The following is a 16,209-nucleotide window of genomic DNA, read 5'->3' as shown; positions in this document are numbered from 1 at the left end:
GACCCACGAGGACCGCCGCCCGGACCGACCCCGTGCGGGGCCGGTCCGGCTCCGCGCTCACCCGCGTCCTCAACCTGTCCGGCATCGTGGTCGTCGGGTACTGGTTCGTCCGCGCCGTGCTCGATGACGGAGCCCCCGCGTGGGGAGGGTGGCGTGCGGTGGGGGTCCTGGCCGCGTCGTGGTCACGTCGACAGGCGGATTGCTCGACACCTGTCGGATGACGACCGGGTGAACGGTACGTGACGACCCTTGACGTCGGCTGGGTCGGCCGTGGTGTCGCGCCGGGGTCAGCGCAGGACGAGGGCGACGGCCTCCGCGCGGGTGCGGACGCCGAGCTTCGCGAAGACCTGGTTGACGTAGGACTTCACGGTGGGGACGGTCAGGAACAGCTCGGCGGCGATCTCCGGGTTCGTCCGGCCGGCCGCGATGCGTTCGAGCACGTCCGCCTCGCGCGGGGTCAGCTCCGGGAAGCGGTCCCGCAACCCGGTCGGAGCGTGCGTACTCGGTGCGGTCGGGGTCGGGGCGGCGAGCTGGGCGACGAGGCGCGCGCCGACCTCGGCGTCGAAGGTGGCCTGCCCGGTCGCGACCGCCCGGATCGCCGTCGCGAGCTCCGCGCGTCCGGCGTCCTTCGTGAGGTACCCGCGCGCACCGGCGCGGAGCGCGCCGACGATGGAGTCGTCGTCGGCGTAGGTGGTCAGCACGAGCACCGCGACGCCCGGGTGCGACCGGGCGATCGACGCCGTCGCGGTCGGGCCGTCCGTCCCGGGCATCCGCAGGTCCATGAGCACGACGTCCGGCGGGTCGGCGGCGACCATCGCGATCGCCTCGGCGCCGTCCGCCGCCTCGCCCACCACCTGCAGGTCGGGGACGAGCGACAGCACCGTCACCAGACCGTCCCGCACGATCGCCTGGTCGTCCACCACGAGCACCCGGACCGTCACGCGGTCACCGCCGGCACCCGCATCGTGACGACGAACTCGGGACCAGCTGCACCGGCCTCGACCGCCGAGTCGTCGCCGAGCTCGGCGAAGCGCTCCCGCATCCCGGCGAGCCCGTGTCCGTCGCCGGGACCGCCCGCTCCCCCGGCGGGGTCGAGGGGGTTCGTCACGGTGACCCGCACCGCGGAGCCGTCCCGGTCGACCGACAGCACCACGGGTCGGCCGGGGGCGTGCCTGCGGGCGTTGCTCAGTGCCTCCCGGACGGCCGCGACCACGACGTGCCGGTGGGCAGCGTCGACGGCGGCGAGCGCCTGGTCGCCGTGCGTGGTGAGGGTCCCGCCGAAGGAGCGGTGCGCCGCGACCAGCGCGGACAGGTCCGTCGGCTGCTCCGGGGCGGGCGGGACGGTGTCGTCGCGCAGCGCGTGCACGGCCCGCCGCGCCTCGGCGAGTCCGCTCGCGGCGAGGGCGCGGGCGGCTCCGGCGCGGCGGGTGGCCTCGTCGACGCGGCCGGCCTCGAGCAGGGCCTCCACCGCGTCGAGCTGGAGCACGAGCCCGCCGAGGGAGTGCGCGAGCACGTCGTGCACGTCCCGCGCGGTGCGCGCCCGGTCCGCCAGGAGCTGAGCGCGCTGCTGCTCGGCCTCGGCCTGGCGCGTGCGCTCCTCGGCGACCCGGAGCTGCCGGCGGCTGAAGCCGACCACGGCGGCGAGCAGCACGCCCGCGCCGGTGCCGAGGACGACCGACACCGAGGCGCCCGCAACCACGGCGGTCCCCGCGACGAGGACCACGGCGACGACCGCCGCGACCGGACCGGCCCACACCGGCTGCAGCCGACTCGCGCTGATCACGACGACGGCGACCAGCGGGATCGCGATCATCACGGTGCGCGAGGGGACGACGACCGCGGAGCCGGCGACGACCATGCACCAGGTCGCGACGAGGAGCACCCGCTCGGTCCGGGCAACGACCCGCAGCAGCCACGCGGCGAGCGCCACCACCCCGAGGATCAACACCCACGCGGGGGCTCCGTCATCGAGCACGGCGCGGACGAACCAGTACCCGACGACCACGATGCCGGACAGGTTGAGGACGCGGGTGAGCGCGGAGCCGGACCGGCCCCGCACGGGGTCGGTCCGGGCGGCGGTCCTCGTGGGTCCGGGTCCGGCGGTCACCGGACCATCATGCCGCGGGCGGCACGCGGGATCCGCTGGTCGACGACCAGGGCACGGGCGGCCCGGTTGAGCGCGAGGACCAGGAGGATCGCACCCGTGGAGGTCAGCAGGTGCGCGCCGAGGTGGCCGCCGAGCACGTCGAGACCGACCCGGACGACGATGAGCAGCAGCCAGAGCCCGGCCCCGGCCCAGCCCGTGCGGGCCTGCAGCGTGCGGCCCTCGTCGTCGGCCACAGCGGCGGTCCGGAAGCGCGTCATGCCGCCCATCGCCAGGCCGGCGGCGACGCTCACGAGGGCCTCGATGCCCAGGAACAGCACGTCGAGCGTCGTCACCGCGGCGGCGGACTGCGCGAGCACCACGATCCCGACGACGCCGAGGACGAGCGGCGTCCGCCAGACCCGGGCCGGGTCGAGGTACTGCCAGGTGGCCTGGCGGTACGCGAGGAACCCGACGAGGGCGAGGCCGATGACGATGTTCGCGAGGAGCTGGACGGACACGGTGTCCCCTTCCGGTGGTCGACCGGCGGGGGGCCCCGACCGGTGACACCAGCCTCGCGAGCGGACGGCGGCGAGCACACCACCCGTGGGTGGTGGTCCGGGTGGGGATCGGCGGTGGTGTTCCATGGGGGCATGGCAGATGCGTTCGACGGGTTCCGGATCGGTGCAGGGTGGGCCTCGGTCGAGCCGGACCGGCACCGCCCGGGGTCCTTCACGCTCGTCGTCGACGGGACGCCGCAGTCGCACGTCGACCTCGAGGACCCGACGCACCTGGCCTTCGAGTACATCCGGCGGATCGGGCACGCGATCGACCTGCTCCCCGGTGGGCCGATCACGGCGCTGCACCTCGGCGCGGGCGCCCTGACGCTCCCCCGCTACGTCGCGGTGACCCGGCCGGGGTCCCGGCAGCAGGTCGTCGAGCTCGAGCGGGACCTGGTGGACCACGTCCGCGAGGCCCTGCCGTTCCCCCGAGGGGCGTCGATCCGCGTCCGGTACGGCGATGCCCGCGAGGTCGTGGGCAAGCTGCCCGCCGGGCTCCGCGGCACCGTGGACCTGGCGGTCGTCGACGTCTTCGGCGGCTCGCGGATCCCGGCGCACGTGACGAGTGTCGAGTTCTACCGGTCGGTCGCCGAGTTCCTGTCGCCCACCGGGATCGTCGCGGTGAACGTCGCGGACGGCGCCGGGCTGGCCTTCGCCCGGGGGCAGGCGGCGACCCTGCAGGCGGTGCTGCCCTCGGTGGCGGCCGTCGCGGACACCGGGATGCTCAAGGGCCGGCGGTTCGGGAACATCGTGCTGCTCGGCTCGCCGTCCGAGCTGCCCGTGGCCGACATGCCCCGCCGGTACTCGTCCGACCCGCTGCCGTCGAAGGTCGTGCACGGGGCCGAGCTCCGGGCGTTCACGGCCGGGGCACCGGTCGTCACGGACCAGACGGCGGTGGCGTCGCCGGAGCCGAACCGGAGCGTGTTCGGGGGCTGACGCCGGGCGGGCGCGCGCGGCGGGGGGGCGCGGCCACGATCCTCCAGGCCGGGGCGGCGGATGCCGCTGCGGTGGGTGGCGGTACCGGCCGGACCACCCGGGGGACACGGTCCGCGCGTCCGGTCGGACGGATCCGGTCGCGGGCGGACGTCGGCTGCCAGGATGGGGGACACGACCGCGCAGCAGCGCGACCGAGCAAGGGAGTCCCCTGATGACGAACGACGACCGGAGCAACGAGGACCGGACGGGCGACGGCCGCGCACCGAGCTGGGGCGAGGCACCGCAGCACGGGTCGGCCGACCGCGCCGGGGACCTGCCCCGCTACGGCGAGCGCGACGACGCCCCGCGGTACGGGGAGCGCAGCGACGAGCGAGCGGACGCTCCGCGGTACGGCGAGCGATCCGATGCGCCGCGGTGGGGCGAGCAGCACGGCGACCGTGACGGCCGCCCGGCCGACTCCCCCACGTGGGGCGAGCAGCACGGGTCGCACCAGCCCTACGCCGCCGCGGCCGCACCGACCAGCGCGAACGCCCCGGCGTGGCAGTCGTACGACGAGCCGAAGCGCAAGAAGAAGACCGTCGGCGTCGTGGCGTTCGTGCTCGCCCTCGTGGCCGTCGTCCTCGCGGTCGTTGCGGGCACGGTGTTCGGCTCTGCGTTCGGCGCGAACAGCGCCATCCGCGACGCGATCCTGAACGGGTCCGCGGCGACCCAGTCGGGGCAGGAGGACCTGCAGCGCCAGCTGATGAACGACCCGACGATCCTCACCAGCAGCGGTGGTGCCGGCATCGCGATCCTCATCGGCACGGTGCTCGGGCTCTGGGCGCTGGTGCAGGGCATCATCGCCATCGTCACCAAGCGCGGGCGCGCGTTCGGCGTCGTCGCCGTGGTCCTCGCCGTCCTGGGTCCGGTGGTGCTGTACATCGTCTTCGCCGTGGCGCTCGGCTCGCAGCTGACCTGATCCGGACCGCGAGACCACGGCCCGTCCTGCGCGCGCAGGGCGGGCCGTCGTCGCGTCTCGTGCCCCCCGTGCGCGTGGCACCGCCCGCTCACGGGGTGCCGCGGCTACCCTCGAACCGATGTCCCTCCCGCCCGACGACCGCCAGCAGCCCGACCGCGCCGACAGCGCCCGGGAGCCCCGCCATGCCGCTCCGGTGACCGCCGGGGTCAGCCCGGGGAGCACCTTCGCGCCGATCAGCCTGCGCCCCGCCGTCGACGCCGAGGCCGTGCAGCAGCGCCTCCGTGACCTCGGGCAGAGCCGCAGCACCGAGGCGCTCGCCGAGCGTGCCGAGCTCCTCCGGCTGCTCGGGCGGCTCGACGAGTCGCTCGTGGTCGCGGAGGAGGTCTTCCGGCTGACGATGTTCACCGGGGAGCGGTCCGACAAGGTCGCCTCGCGGATCCGACGTGCCCACGTGCTGCACGACCTCGGGCGCTACGAGCGTGCCGCGTCCGAGGCCGCCATGGCCCGGGACACCGCCAGGACCGAGGAGTGGCCGGAGCTCGAGGGCGCCGCCGCCGAGCTCGAGGGCTGGTCGCTGTTCGAGCTCTCGCGGTTCGACGAGGCCCGGTCCGCACTGTCCCGGGCGTACCAGGCGTTCCGGCAGGCCGGTGCCCCGTCCGAGCGCACCGACGCCCTGCAGACGGCGATCGAGGCGGCGCTCCGCGCGGTCGCCGCGCAGCCGCGGGAGCAGACGGAGCAGCCCCGCACGGCCCGTGAGGTCGCCGCACGCCGGGCCGAGGACGAGACGCCCACCACCCGCGTCGCCGAGCCCGTGAAGCAGGTTCCCCCGGTGCGCCGCCGGGTGCTCGGCGCTCCCGACGCCGCCCGGACCGACGCCGACGACATCTGGGGCCGGATCGCCGCGAAGGCCGCGCAGAAGGGCCAGGCACCGCGGGACGACCGCGGCGACGACCTGCGGTGACCGCTCCCGACGTCGTCCGACGGCGAGCGGAGGAGCTCATCGCCGCCCACCTCGGGCCCGGCACGTGGACGTTCGCGTTCGACCACGCGAAGACCCGGGCCGGACAGTGCGACTTCGGCCGGCACCGGATCACCGTGAGCCGGCACATCACCGCACGGGTGTCGGACGCCGACGTCGAGCAGGTCCTGCTCCACGAGGTCGCGCACGCCCTGGCGGGACCCCGGGCCGGGCACGGCCCCACCTGGCGCCGGACGGCCGCCGGCATCGGGTACACCGGATCGCGGCTGTACGCCGGGCCCGTGGCCTCGGAGCTCGCGCCGTGGGTCGGCACGTGCCCCGCCGGGCACGAGCACTTCCGGTACCGCATCCCGACCCGGCCGCTCGCGTGCGCGACGTGCTCCCGGCGGTTCGACCCGCGGAACCTCATCACGTGGGAGCGCCGCGCGGCTACCGCATGATCGGGTCCACCGGTGGAGGCGCGCCGGGGAGCCGTTAGCCTGGACGGATGCACACAGGGCAGCACATCCGGACGGACAGCGGGTCGTCGTGGTTCTTCGACGCCGGACGGATCGCCCTGGACTTCGCGCACACCGGCGGCTTCGCGGACGACCCCGACGCCCGGCGCCCCCGTGCCCGGCTCGGCGAGCTGCTCGTGACCCCGGCCGACCTGGACGAGTGGCTCGGCGACCACACCGAGCCGATCGACGTCGGCGCGACCGCGCGGGAGCTGCAGGACGCCCGGGCACTCCGGGCCGCGATCGGCCGCCTCGCGGTCGCCGCCGCTCCGGCCCCCGCGTCCACCGCCGCCGAGCGGACCGCGATCGGCGCCGGGCTCCGCGCGGGCACCGGTCGGACCCGTCCGGCCCCGGACGACATCGACACCGTGAACCTGTTCGCCGCGCTGCCCGACGTGCCGCCGAGCCTGCCCGGCGGGCGTCGTCGCGCCGGCGCGAACCGGGTCCGACTGGCGCAGGCGCTGTCGAGCGTCGCGCGGGATGCGGTCGCCCTGTTCACCGAGGTGGGCTTCGACGACCTCGCGGCGGACGGGCAGGCCACCCGGCTGAGCCGGTGCTCGGCCGACGACTGCGGCCTGGTGTTCTACGACTCCTCGCGCGGCGGGACCCGGCGCTGGTGCTCGATGCAGCGGTGCGGCAACCGGGCGAAGGTGCGGGCGCACCGGGCACGGCGCGCGGCGGCCTGACCCGGCCTGAGCCACCAGAACGCAGTCCGAACAAAAAGATTCGGCATGCCGAATCCTCTGGCATGCTGGGGGCATGTCCGACGTCTCGACCCCGCCGCGTGCCGCTGAGCGCACGCCCGCGAAGCGCGCCGCCGGCCTGACGCTGCTCGGCCCCGCGTTCGTCGCCGCCATCGCCTACGTCGATCCCGGCAACGTCGCCGCGAACCTCACGGCCGGGGCGCAGTACGGCTACCTGCTGCTCTGGGTGCTCGTCGCCGCGAACGCGAGTGCCGTCGTCGTGCAGTACCTGTCCGCGAAGCTCGGCGTCGTGACCGGGCGGTCCCTCCCGGAGCACCTGGGCCTCCGGATGCGCCGCACCCCTCGGCTGCTGTTCTGGGCCCAGGCCGAGGTCGTCGCCGCCGCGACCGACGTGGCCGAGGTGATCGGTGGGGCACTCGCCCTGCACCTGCTCTTCGGGCTGCCGCTCGTCGCCGGCGGACTCGTCACCGGGATCGTGTCGATGCTCATCCTGACGCTGCACAGCCGCCGCGGCACCCGCACCTTCGAGGCCGTCGTCACGACGATGCTCGCGATCCTGACGGTCGGCTTCTGCGCCGGGCTGCTCGTCGCGCCGGTGTCCCCGACGGAGCTGCTCGGCGGGCTCGTCCCGCGCTTCGAGGACTCCGGCTCGGTGCTGCTCGCGGCGTCGATGCTCGGCGCGACCGTGATGCCGCACGCCGTGTACCTGCACTCGGCCCTCGCCCGGGATCGCCACGGCGACGTCCCGGCCGGACCCGAGCGACGCCGGGTGCTCGTCGCGACGCGGTGGGACGTCGCCCTCGCGCTCGTGGTGGCCGGCGGCGTGAACATCTGCATGCTCGTCCTCGCCGCGGCGACGCTGCCGGGGGTCGCCGGCACGGACACCATCCCCGGTGCACAGCGGGCGATCGAGACGAACGTCGGCCCGGTCGTCGACGTACTGTTCGCGGTCGGACTCCTGGCGTCCGGGCTGGCCTCGACCTCGGTCGGCTGCATGGCCGGTGCCGAGATCATGCACGGACTGCTGCACGTCCGCGTGCCGCTCCTGGTCCGTCGGCTCGTGACGCTGGTGCCCGCGCTCGTCCTGCTCGCGGCGGGGGTGGACCCGACGATGCTGCTCGTGGTGAGCCAGGTCGTCCTGAGCTTCGGCATCGCGTTCGCGATCGTGCCGCTGGTCGTCTACACCTCGCGGCGGAGCGTCATGGGGACCGACGTCAACGCCGTGGCGACCCGGGTCGTCGCAGCGGTCATCGCGCTCGTGATCGTGGCCCTGAACGTGACACTGGTCGCGCTCACCGTCACCGGCTGAGCGCGACCAGCGGCTCGGACACCGCGTCAGTCGACGACGCGGACGTCCTTCCAGAACGCGTAGTACCCGGAGTAGTCCTTGCCGACGCGGTCGAAGGACGACGGGATCGGCGTCGGGTACGACCACGCGCGGTCCGGGAGCGGCTGCCCGTCCACGGTGACCGTGTAGTACTGCGTGTCGCCCTTCCACGGGCAGTGGTACTGGGTGTCGCTCTCGCTGAAGAACTCGGGCTTCACGCTCGACGGCGGGAAGTACCAGTTCCCCTCGATCTGGATGAGGTCCTCCTGCGGGGCCTCCGCGATCACGGTGTCGCCGACGACTGCCTTCATGACGTGCTCCTCCACTCGCGGCGCCCGGTCGACGCCTGCGATCGGGAACGCTACGCGCGCGGACCCGATTCCCGCTGCGCGGCCGGTCGCAGCGTGACGAGGTCCGGTCCGGCGGCGAGCGCCGTCCGCACGTCCTCCGGGTCCAGGACCGCGGCCCCCTCGGCCGCGCTGACGAGGTGCCGGACCGCTCGGCGCAGTCCCGTGAACGCGGCACACGCGGCGGCGGCCTCCGGTGAAGTGTGGTCGATGCCGACCGCGACGAGGGCGTCGACCACGGCACCGGCGGCCAGCAGGTCCTCGACGGCCTGGTCGGGTGCATCAGCGCGGTCCGCCGTCTCGCCCGCGTCGTCGGCGGCGTCGGGATGCGCGTGCGTGCGCCCGGCGGCGACGATCGCGACCACGCACCGGTCACCACGCTCGGCCTGGAGGCGCGTCACGCGTTCCGCGACGGCGGTCGCGTCGCCGAGGTGGCCGAGCACGACCTCTGGGCCGTCCGGCACGCCCGTCACCGCGGCGCGCAGGGCGCGCAGCCGTTCGACGGGTGCGGTGCCGCGGCGGTCCGGGAGGACGTCCACCCAGACGACGAGGTGCGCGTCCCGGGCGATGCGCTCGGCGCCGGGCGTCCCCCACGCGAACCGGACCTGGTACTGCTCCTGCATGCGTGCTGCCACCCGCGACACGATAGCGGCCGCGGTCCGGCTGTCCGTTCCCACAGGCCCGGTCTCCACAGGTGTGGTCGAGCAGCCTCGGCACCCATCGCCCGACCGTAGGATCGGTGACCATGGAGATCGCCACCGTCCCCACCCTGCACGGCGACCGCGTCACCCTCGAGCCCCTCGAGGCCGAGCACGCGGAGGACCTGCGGACGGCGGTCTCGGACGGCGACCTCTGGCGCACCTGGTACACGTCGGTGCCCGCCCCCGACGCGGTCGACGCCGAGATCGAGCGTCGTCTCGCCGAGCACGCCGCGGGGCGGATGCTGCCCTTCGCCGTGCGGGACCGGCCGACCGGGCGCGTGGTCGGGGCGACGACCTTCATGAACGTCGACACCGTGAACCGCCGGGTCGAGATCGGCCACACGTTCCTGGCCCGGGCGGCCCAGCGCACCGGGATCAACACCGAGGCGAAGCTGCTCCTGCTCTCGCACGCGTTCGACGCCTGGCAGTGCATCGCGGTGGAGTTCCGCACGCACTGGCACAACCACCAGTCACGCGCGGCGATCGCCTCGCTCGGAGCGAAGCAGGACGGCGTCCTCCGCAGTCACTCGATCGGTCGCGACGGCACGCTCCGCGACACCGTGGTGTTCTCGATCACCGCGGCCGAGTGGCCGACCGTGCGCCTCGCCCTGTCCGAGCGGCTGCGCACCCGGGACCGTGCCGAGGGCTCGCGTCGCCGCGCTGCCCGACACGCCTGAACCCGGCTCCTCCGAAGGCCGGTGCCGGCCCGACCCCGGCGTCCCAGCGTCGCCGCGTACCGTCACCGGCATGCACGTCGGTCTCCGCATCGTCCTCGACGCCCCGGTCGACGCCGTCCGCGACGCCCTGCTGTCGCCGTCGGTGATGGTCGCCGTCACGAAGCCGTTCCTGGTCTACCGGTCGCGCGCGGCTGGTGGGTTCCCGGAGCGCTGGACCCCTGGTAGGGCCGAGCCGATCACGGCCGCGGTGTTCGGCGTCGTGCCGAGCGGGGACACGCACGTCGACATCGACCTGTACGAGGTCCAGGGCGTCCCGGTGCAGCGGGACAACGGCGGCGGCGTGTCCGGACTGTTCGGCCGGATGGACATGGCACACCGGATGGCCACGGTCGACCTCGGCGACGGCCGGACCCTGCTGCTCGACCGCCTGACCTACCGGATGCGTCCGGCGATCCTCGGGCTCGCGCTCTGGCCGGGCATGTGGGTGATCTGGCAGTGGCGGGCGCTCCGGATGCGACAGCTCGCACCGACCTGGCGGGCCCCGCGCTGACGATCGCCGCCCGAGGTCGCCGCGGCGTTGGCACCGTCGACGGACCGCGGCGTACGCTCGACCCGTGAGCCAGACGCAGGAGCCGAGGGCCCGTGACCGCGTGCACAGCACGCTGGCCACCGTGGACTGGCGGCGGATGACCTTCGACCTGTACCGACGGGTCCGCGCCACCTCGGACCCGGAGACCGCGCACGCGATGTGGCGGGAGACCCGCGACGCCATGTTCGGCGAGCACCCGGCGAGTCCGCTGCTGGACGAGGACGCCCGCGACTTCGAGGCCCTGCCCGTGCCGGACTACGACCCCGAGTGGCGCTTCCGGGCCCGCATCGAGCCCGCCGAGGCACTGGCGATGGACGTCGAGACGGGGACGGACGGCACGGTGCACTTCGACCGGCTCGGCGTCGTCCGGCTCCCCGGCATCGGCTCGCTCGACGTGTGGTCGCACGGCGGCTACGCGGGCGGCGTGTTCGTCCCGGTCAAGGACGCGAGCGCCGGTCGTGCGCGCGGGACCTACGGCGGCGGCCGGTACCTGCTCGACACGATCAAGGGCGCGGACCTCGGGGGCGACGACGGCGAGCTCGTGCTCGACTTCAACTTCGCGTACAACCCCTCGTGCGCGTACGACCCGGCGTGGGCGTGCCCGCTCGCGCCGCCCGGGAACACCGTCGCCGTGCCGATCCCGGTCGGCGAGCAGTACGACTTCTGACCGAACGCAGGAACGGGACGCAAGGGTGGAGCGCATGACGGGACTCGTGGCTCTGGACGCCGGCGGCCGGGTGCCGCCGTTCGAGCAGGTGCGGTCGCAGATCGCGGCCCAGATCGGAGCCGGCTACCTGGTGGACGGCGAGCGGCTGCCGAGCGTCCGGGCGCTGGCCGAGGAGCTCGGGCTGGCCGCCGGGACGGTCGCCCGGGCGTACCAGCTGCTCGAGGAGGCGGGTCTCGTGCACACCGCACGCGGCGCCGGGACCCGGGTGGTGCGCCCGGCGGCCGTGCCGGACAGCGTCGCCGAGGCCGCACGCGCCCTCGTGGCCGTGGCGCGCGAGGCAGGCCTGTCCGCCGACCAGGCGGCAGCCGCCCTACGTGAGGCCTGGCCCGCCTGACGCGACCGGTCCGCGCGACCCGGCCCCGATCCTCCAGGCCGTCACCCGCACTCCCGATCGCAAGACGCAACGTGGGCGGTTGCTCGCAGCGACATCGCGCTGCGGGAAACCGCCCACGTTGCGTCTTGCGGGACGGAAGCGGACAGGACCGGCGCGGTCAGCAGTGCTCGAAGACGTACGCGTCGTCGTCGGGGGTGACCAGGTCGCGGTCCCGCAGGATCGTCATCGGCGGACGGTCGCGCATCGCGCACACCGACGACCACGACCGGTCGAGCGCGTCCGCGTACTCGACGTCGAGCACGCGGTCCCCGTAGGCCGCCGTGTACGCGCCGCACTCCTGGTACTGGACGCACTCCTCGGAGACGACGAAGTCGAAGCCCGTCGCCGTGCGTCCCGACGTCCCGAGCTGCGGGGTGTTCTTCTGCCCGACCGCCAGGCCGTGCTCGTGCCCGAGCCGCACGAGCGCCGACGCCAGCGCGAGGTTGTCCGCCCGCGTCAGGCGCTTCCCGGAGCGGGTCCACGAGTCGAGGTTGTCGTACTCGACGGCGTCGAACCCGCGGTCGGCACACCGTGCGACGTCACGCCGTAGGACGTCCACGACCTCGGCACGCTTCGCGGCGGTGGTGGTGTCGAGGAGCACCTCGTCCGGCCAGCCGGGGTCCGAGACGGGCTCGCCGTCGTCGTCCCGGAGGACCGCGTCCGGGTGGTCGGACAGCCAGGCGTCGGTCTCGTCGGGCTGGGTCTGGAAGCCGTTCACGTAGCAGATCGAGTACGTGCCGGCCGCCGGGTGCGCGGTGCTGTCGCGCTCGACGATCGTCACGCCGGTCGGGGGCTCGTAGGGACCGCCGAGCTGGTAGTCCGGCAGCCCGGACACCGGGAAGGCCCGGACCGCCGCGGACCCGGTGGGAGCCGGGGCCCGGCCGATCGGCGCGGTCGCGGTCGGTGCGCCGCCGCCCGCACAGGCCGCTGCACCGAGGGCGACGAGGACGGCCGTCACCACCGCGGCGACGGCAGCCTTGGTCGGGGTCAGCGGGGTCCTGCGGGGGCGCACTCCGGGATCATCGCACGCGCTCGGCGAACGGACATCCCCGCGATCACGGGTCGCCCGCTATGCTGGGGGTACTCGAGGCGCCGATCGCCTCGTGCGTCGTACGGACGCCCCGGACTCCCGACCCTCATCCGGTCGATGATCACGCACCGTCACATCCGGTGCCAGGCTCTCTGCTGCGGCGACCGCGTCAGCCACGCTGATGCGGGGATCCCGCCCGCGCGCCGACCACGAGCGCGCCCACGGCCGGCACGTGCCGGCCCGAAAGGTCACCATGACCGCATCCCCCTCCTCCGTCCGTTTCTCCGACCTGGGCGTCCCGGCGCCGATGGTCGACGTCCTCGTCCAGCAGGGCAAGAAGACGGCGTTCCCGATCCAGGTTCACACGCTCCCCGACTCCCTGCGGGGCAAGGACGTGCTCGGCCGCGGCCGCACCGGTTCCGGCAAGACGATCGCGTTCGCGATCCCGCTCGCCGCACGCCTGGCGGCCTCGCCCCGCGGGCGTCGCGCCGGTCGCCCCCGTGCGCTCGTGCTCGCCCCGACGCGGGAGCTCGCGACGCAGATCGACGCGACCCTCGCCCCGCTGGCGAAGGCGATGGGCCTGAACACCACCACGATCTTCGGCGGTGTCGGCCAGGGCCGGCAGGTCGACGCGCTCCGCGGTGGCGTCGACGTCGTCGTCGCCTGCCCCGGTCGCCTCGCCGACCTCATGCAGCAGGGCCACGTGCACCTGGACGGCATCGAGGTCACCGTCCTCGACGAGGCCGACCACATGGCCGACATGGGCTTCCTGCCCGGCGTGACGAAGATCATGCAGGCGACGCCGGAGCAGGGGCAGCGCCTGCTGTTCTCGGCGACGCTCGACAACGGCGTGGACAAGCTCGTCAAGAAGTTCCTGCACAGCCCGGTCATGCACTCCGTCGACGACGAGACCAGCCCGGTCGAGGCGATGACCCACCACCTGTTCGAGGTCGCCGACGCCGACGCGAAGAAGGACCTCGTCCGCACGCTCGCCTCGGGCACCGGTCGCCGCATCCTCTTCATGCGCACGAAGCACCACGCCAAGCGCCTCGCCAAGCAGCTGACCAGCCAGGGCATCCCGGCCGTCGACCTGCAGGGCAACCTGTCGCAGGGCGCCCGGGAGCGGAACCTCGCGAAGTTCTCGTCCGGCGAGGCCCTCGTGCTCGTCGCCACCGACGTCGCCGCCCGTGGCGTGCACGTCGACCACGTCGAGCTCGTCGTGCACGTCGACCCACCGACCGAGCACAAGGCGTACCTGCACCGTTCGGGCCGCACCGCGCGTGCCGGTTCGTCCGGTGACGTCGTGACCGTGACGCTGCCGGCGGAGCGCCGCGACGTCGCGCAGATGATGCGCGCGGCCGCGATCTCGGTGAAGCCGCAGCAGGTGACGGCGACGTCCCCCGCGGTGACCGAGCTCGTCGGCGAGGTCGCACCGATCCGGCACGTCGAGGAGCAGCCGGTCCAGCAGCAGCGCCAGCGCGCGCCGCGTGCTGAGTCGGCCGGCTCCGGCAGCGAGGGCGGCGGTCGTCGCCGTGGTCGCGGCGGACGGTCGGGAGGCGCGGCCCAGCCCGCCTCGACCGGTGCGTCCGGCACGTCGGGCCGGTCCGGCAACGGGCGCGGCGGCCGGTCGGCCTCGGGTCGCGGTGCCGCCGCGGCTCCGGCGAGCGCAGCCCCGGCGACCGGTGGGCAGCGTCGCGGCGGCTCCGGTCGTCGTGCCTCGAGCGACGTCGTGCGCGGCGGGTCGAGCGCCGTGTGGTCGTCCGAGGGCGGGTACGTCGGTGGGCGCAGCGCCGGTTCGGAGTCGGGCGGCGCGCGGCGTCGCAGCGGCTCGCGTCGGGCCTCGCGTCCCGCGGGGTCGGCCGACCGCCACTGAGCTGACCGCCGCTGAACGGTCCCGGGTCGCCTGCGCGGTCCCGGGCCGTGGGCCGGTACGTCCGAACCTGGACGCCGAGTGCGAGCACGGTCGTCCGGCGGCGTAGGTTCTCCTGCACCGGACGCCGCGCGAGCGGCTGACGGGGAATCGTCCGTCGTTGGAAGGAGACCGTATGGCTGGCAGCGAAGACAACAACCACACCGGGGAGAAGCTCGTCGGCAAGGTCAAGGAGGGCCTCGGCAACCTGACCGGCAACGACAAGCTGAAGGCCGAGGGTCAGACCGACCAGGCCAAGGCGTCGGCCAAGCAGGGCGTCGACGACGTCAAGGACGCGGCGCACGGCGTCGCGGACAGCCTCCGCAACGACAAGCACTGAAGCCGGTCCCAGCGACCGCGCTGCGAAGCCCCCGGAATCGATCGGTCCCGGGGGCTTCGTCGTGTGCGGGTGCGGCGGGCGGAGGCCGCGCGGGCAGCGGGCGGGTCCCGCTAGTGCAGGGCCCCGACGGACGCCAGGCCCGCACGGAGCAGGGCGCCGCGACCGCCCTCCATCTCCTCGGCGACGGCGTCGGAGGCCGCCTCGATCGGGCTCATCCACGTGAGCTCGAGGGCGTCCTGACGCGGCTCGCACGTCCCCGTCACGGGCACGACGTACGCGAGGGAGATCGCGTGCTGCCGCTCGTCGGTGAACACCGAGGCGCCGGGGAGCGGGAAGTACTCGGCGACCGTGAAGGGCGTCGGGCTCGCGGGGAGCTGCGGGAACGCCATCGGACCGAGGTCCTTCTCGAGGTGCCGGAACAGCGCGGTCCGGATCGACTCGCCGAACATCACGCGGCCGGAGACGAGCGTCCGGGCGATCGACCCGCTCGGCGAGACGCGCAGCAGCACGCCCACCTCGGTCACCACGCCGAGGCCGTCGGTGCGGACGGGCAGCGCCTCGACGTAGCAGATCGGCAGGCGCCGGCGGATGTTCGCGAGCTCCTCGTCGGACAGCCAGCCGGAGTCGGGGTCGGGGGTGCGCAGCGAGGCCATGCACCGTGTCTACCAGTCGCCCCGGCGAGTTCGGCGCACGCCGCGGTCGCCGTGGACGGCTAGCGTCGTCCACGTGATCGATGCGGACGTCGTGCAGTGGACCCGGCCGGCCGACGAGCGGGCGGGGACGCCGCTGCTCGTCCTGCTGCACGGGGTGGGCTCGAACGAGCGGGACCTGCTCGGGATCGCACCCGCGCTCCCGCCCGCGTGGACGGCCGCGTCGCTGCGCGCGCCGATGCCGTGGGGTCCCGGGTTCTCCTGGTACCCGCTCGGGACACCGGGCTCCCCCGCGGTGGGTCCGGTGGACGATGCCGTCGACGAGGTCCTCGCGTGGATCGACGACGTCGCGGCCGACCACCCCCGTATCGGACTGCTCGGGTTCTCGCAGGGTGGCTCGATGGCGCTGCAGCTCCTGCGCGCGCGACCGGGGGCGTTCGCGTTCGCGGTGTCGCTGTCCGGCTTCGTCGTGCCGGGGGTCGCGGACTCCCGCGACGAGGCCGTGGCGACGATCCGCCCCCGGGTGTTCCTGGGGCACGGCGACCTGGACCCGGTGATCCCGGCGGAGGCGACCGCACGCACGCAGGCGTGGGCCGCCGCGCACACGGACGTCACCGACCGCACGTACGCGGGACTGGCACACGCGGTGTCGGCCGCGGAGCTCGCCGACGTCGCCGCCTTCGTCGACGCCGACTGACGCGGGCAGCGGAGGTCGCGGCCCCTCCGTCCGCCCCGTCGATGGAGCAGACGACGTCGGGTCGCCTCCGTGCACGCGACGGCTTCTGCTCCATCGACGGGGCGAGGAGGTGACGGGGCGAGGGG

At 74.6% G+C, this 16,209-nt stretch carries 20 protein-coding genes; 13 read left to right on the top strand and 7 right to left on the bottom strand.

What is annotated here, in order from left to right:
- Positions 1 to 287: 287 nt before the first annotated feature.
- From HUN59_RS01705 to HUN59_RS01695, 3 genes are read right to left on the bottom strand one after another with little or no spacing between them, the layout of a single operon-like run.
- On the bottom strand, positions 288 to 941 hold the full coding sequence (locus HUN59_RS01705; protein WP_174777329.1) for a response regulator transcription factor: 654 nt from the start codon (positions 939 to 941) through the stop codon (positions 288 to 290).
- Positions 938 to 2,107 carry a sensor histidine kinase gene (locus HUN59_RS01700; RefSeq protein ID WP_174777328.1) on the bottom strand — a complete coding sequence of 390 codons (1,170 nt, stop codon included), beginning with the start codon at positions 2,105 to 2,107 and terminating at the stop codon, positions 938 to 940. The genes HUN59_RS01705 and HUN59_RS01700 overlap by 4 nt, the downstream gene beginning before the upstream one ends.
- Complete coding sequence (locus HUN59_RS01695) at positions 2,104 to 2,604, bottom strand: hypothetical protein (protein WP_174777327.1); 501 nt, start codon at positions 2,602 to 2,604, stop codon at positions 2,104 to 2,106. The genes HUN59_RS01700 and HUN59_RS01695 overlap by 4 nt, the downstream gene beginning before the upstream one ends.
- Before the next feature lie 132 nt (positions 2,605 to 2,736).
- Here HUN59_RS01695 and HUN59_RS01690 point away from each other — a divergent pair, with 132 nt between their 5' ends.
- The 6 genes from HUN59_RS01690 to HUN59_RS01665 all read left to right on the top strand — a co-directional run bounded on the left by HUN59_RS01690 (position 2,737) and on the right by HUN59_RS01665 (position 8,026).
- Complete coding sequence (locus HUN59_RS01690; RefSeq protein ID WP_174777326.1) at positions 2,737 to 3,579, top strand: spermidine synthase; 843 nt, start codon at positions 2,737 to 2,739, stop codon at positions 3,577 to 3,579.
- Positions 3,580 to 3,790: 211 nt separating this feature from the next.
- Positions 3,791 to 4,537 (top strand): hypothetical protein, encoded by a 747-nt coding sequence (locus tag HUN59_RS01685; RefSeq protein WP_174777325.1) that lies wholly within the window; start codon positions 3,791 to 3,793, stop codon positions 4,535 to 4,537.
- A gap of 118 nt (positions 4,538 to 4,655) precedes the next feature.
- A complete protein-coding gene (locus HUN59_RS01680; protein WP_058742817.1) occupies positions 4,656 to 5,498 on the top strand; it encodes a hypothetical protein in 843 nt (280 codons plus the stop codon).
- Positions 5,495 to 5,956 (top strand): SprT-like domain-containing protein, encoded by a 462-nt coding sequence (locus tag HUN59_RS01675; RefSeq protein WP_174777324.1) that lies wholly within the window; start codon positions 5,495 to 5,497, stop codon positions 5,954 to 5,956. The genes HUN59_RS01680 and HUN59_RS01675 overlap by 4 nt, the downstream gene beginning before the upstream one ends.
- Before the next feature lie 47 nt (positions 5,957 to 6,003).
- On the top strand, positions 6,004 to 6,699 hold the full coding sequence (locus HUN59_RS01670; protein ID WP_058742815.1) for a CGNR zinc finger domain-containing protein: 696 nt from the start codon (positions 6,004 to 6,006) through the stop codon (positions 6,697 to 6,699).
- Between the two features lie 73 nt (positions 6,700 to 6,772).
- Positions 6,773 to 8,026, top strand: coding sequence for an Nramp family divalent metal transporter (locus HUN59_RS01665; protein WP_174777323.1), 1,254 nt, complete (start codon positions 6,773 to 6,775; stop codon positions 8,024 to 8,026).
- Between the two features lie 26 nt (positions 8,027 to 8,052).
- Here the strand turns inward: HUN59_RS01665 and HUN59_RS01660 are convergent, their stop codons facing one another.
- Both HUN59_RS01660 and HUN59_RS01655 read right to left on the bottom strand, forming a co-directional pair.
- Positions 8,053 to 8,355: a DUF427 domain-containing protein gene (locus tag HUN59_RS01660; protein ID WP_058742825.1), complete on the bottom strand. Its 303-nt coding sequence runs from the start codon at positions 8,353 to 8,355 to the stop codon at positions 8,053 to 8,055.
- 50 nt (positions 8,356 to 8,405) lie between these two features.
- A complete protein-coding gene (locus HUN59_RS01655; RefSeq protein ID WP_174777322.1) occupies positions 8,406 to 9,026 on the bottom strand; it encodes a hypothetical protein in 621 nt (206 codons plus the stop codon).
- A 110-nt stretch (positions 9,027 to 9,136) separates the two neighbouring features.
- On the opposite strand from HUN59_RS01655, the gene HUN59_RS01650 reads away from it, so the two are divergent.
- The 4 genes from HUN59_RS01650 (at position 9,137) to HUN59_RS01635 (ending at position 11,419) form a co-directional block, all read left to right on the top strand.
- A complete protein-coding gene (locus HUN59_RS01650; RefSeq protein WP_058742812.1) occupies positions 9,137 to 9,769 on the top strand; it encodes a GNAT family N-acetyltransferase in 633 nt (210 codons plus the stop codon).
- A gap of 70 nt (positions 9,770 to 9,839) precedes the next feature.
- Positions 9,840 to 10,319, top strand: coding sequence for a hypothetical protein (locus HUN59_RS01645; RefSeq protein ID WP_174777321.1), 480 nt, complete (start codon positions 9,840 to 9,842; stop codon positions 10,317 to 10,319).
- A 136-nt stretch (positions 10,320 to 10,455) separates the two neighbouring features.
- Positions 10,456 to 11,025: a DUF1684 domain-containing protein gene (locus HUN59_RS01640; protein ID WP_058742824.1), complete on the top strand. Its 570-nt coding sequence runs from the start codon at positions 10,456 to 10,458 to the stop codon at positions 11,023 to 11,025.
- A gap of 34 nt (positions 11,026 to 11,059) precedes the next feature.
- The gene (locus tag HUN59_RS01635) at positions 11,060 to 11,419 is read left to right on the top strand and encodes a GntR family transcriptional regulator (RefSeq protein ID WP_058742823.1); all 360 of its coding nucleotides are present in this window, start codon (positions 11,060 to 11,062) and stop codon (positions 11,417 to 11,419) included.
- A gap of 157 nt (positions 11,420 to 11,576) precedes the next feature.
- On the opposite strand, the gene HUN59_RS01630 is transcribed toward HUN59_RS01635, so the two are convergent.
- Positions 11,577 to 12,470: an endo alpha-1,4 polygalactosaminidase gene (locus HUN59_RS01630; RefSeq protein WP_254629964.1), complete on the bottom strand. Its 894-nt coding sequence runs from the start codon at positions 12,468 to 12,470 to the stop codon at positions 11,577 to 11,579.
- Between the two features lie 271 nt (positions 12,471 to 12,741).
- Between HUN59_RS01630 and HUN59_RS01625 the strand changes: the two genes are divergently transcribed.
- Positions 12,742 to 14,361, top strand: coding sequence for a DEAD/DEAH box helicase (locus HUN59_RS01625; protein WP_174777320.1), 1,620 nt, complete (start codon positions 12,742 to 12,744; stop codon positions 14,359 to 14,361).
- Positions 14,362 to 14,533: 172 nt separating this feature from the next.
- Positions 14,534 to 14,737: a CsbD family protein gene (locus HUN59_RS01620; RefSeq protein ID WP_058742809.1), complete on the top strand. Its 204-nt coding sequence runs from the start codon at positions 14,534 to 14,536 to the stop codon at positions 14,735 to 14,737.
- Positions 14,738 to 14,847: 110 nt separating this feature from the next.
- Here the strand turns inward: HUN59_RS01620 and HUN59_RS01615 are convergent, their stop codons facing one another.
- Positions 14,848 to 15,390: an NUDIX hydrolase family protein gene (locus HUN59_RS01615; RefSeq protein ID WP_058742808.1), complete on the bottom strand. Its 543-nt coding sequence runs from the start codon at positions 15,388 to 15,390 to the stop codon at positions 14,848 to 14,850.
- A 73-nt stretch (positions 15,391 to 15,463) separates the two neighbouring features.
- Here HUN59_RS01615 and HUN59_RS01610 point away from each other — a divergent pair, with 73 nt between their 5' ends.
- Positions 15,464 to 16,084, top strand: coding sequence for an alpha/beta hydrolase (locus HUN59_RS01610; RefSeq protein WP_254629963.1), 621 nt, complete (start codon positions 15,464 to 15,466; stop codon positions 16,082 to 16,084).
- Positions 16,085 to 16,209 lie beyond the last annotated feature (125 nt).

The organism is Curtobacterium sp. Csp2, assembly GCF_013347165.1.
Note: the sequence above shows the minus strand (reverse complement) of the source record. Positions and strands in the feature narration are given on the sequence as shown.

Excerpts from the sequence above, each read along its gene's own strand:
- HUN59_RS01690 (WP_174777326.1), top strand. The coding sequence starts at position 2,737 with ATGGCAGATGCGTTCGACGGGTTCCGGATCGGTGCAGGGTGGGCCTCG.
- HUN59_RS01685 (WP_174777325.1), top strand. The coding sequence starts at position 3,791 with ATGACGAACGACGACCGGAGCAACGAGGACCGGACGGGCGACGGCCGC.
- HUN59_RS01680 (WP_058742817.1), top strand. The coding sequence starts at position 4,656 with ATGTCCCTCCCGCCCGACGACCGCCAGCAGCCCGACCGCGCCGACAGC.
- HUN59_RS01670 (WP_058742815.1), top strand. The coding sequence starts at position 6,004 with ATGCACACAGGGCAGCACATCCGGACGGACAGCGGGTCGTCGTGGTTC.
- HUN59_RS01665 (WP_174777323.1), top strand. The coding sequence starts at position 6,773 with ATGTCCGACGTCTCGACCCCGCCGCGTGCCGCTGAGCGCACGCCCGCG.
- HUN59_RS01660 (WP_058742825.1), bottom strand. The coding sequence starts at position 8,355 with ATGAAGGCAGTCGTCGGCGACACCGTGATCGCGGAGGCCCCGCAGGAG.
- HUN59_RS01650 (WP_058742812.1), top strand. The coding sequence starts at position 9,137 with ATGGAGATCGCCACCGTCCCCACCCTGCACGGCGACCGCGTCACCCTC.
- HUN59_RS01645 (WP_174777321.1), top strand. The coding sequence starts at position 9,840 with ATGCACGTCGGTCTCCGCATCGTCCTCGACGCCCCGGTCGACGCCGTC.
- HUN59_RS01640 (WP_058742824.1), top strand. The coding sequence starts at position 10,456 with ATGACCTTCGACCTGTACCGACGGGTCCGCGCCACCTCGGACCCGGAG.
- HUN59_RS01635 (WP_058742823.1), top strand. The coding sequence starts at position 11,060 with ATGACGGGACTCGTGGCTCTGGACGCCGGCGGCCGGGTGCCGCCGTTC.
- HUN59_RS01625 (WP_174777320.1), top strand. The coding sequence starts at position 12,742 with ATGACCGCATCCCCCTCCTCCGTCCGTTTCTCCGACCTGGGCGTCCCG.
- HUN59_RS01620 (WP_058742809.1), top strand. The coding sequence starts at position 14,534 with ATGGCTGGCAGCGAAGACAACAACCACACCGGGGAGAAGCTCGTCGGC.
- HUN59_RS01615 (WP_058742808.1), bottom strand. The coding sequence starts at position 15,390 with ATGGCCTCGCTGCGCACCCCCGACCCCGACTCCGGCTGGCTGTCCGAC.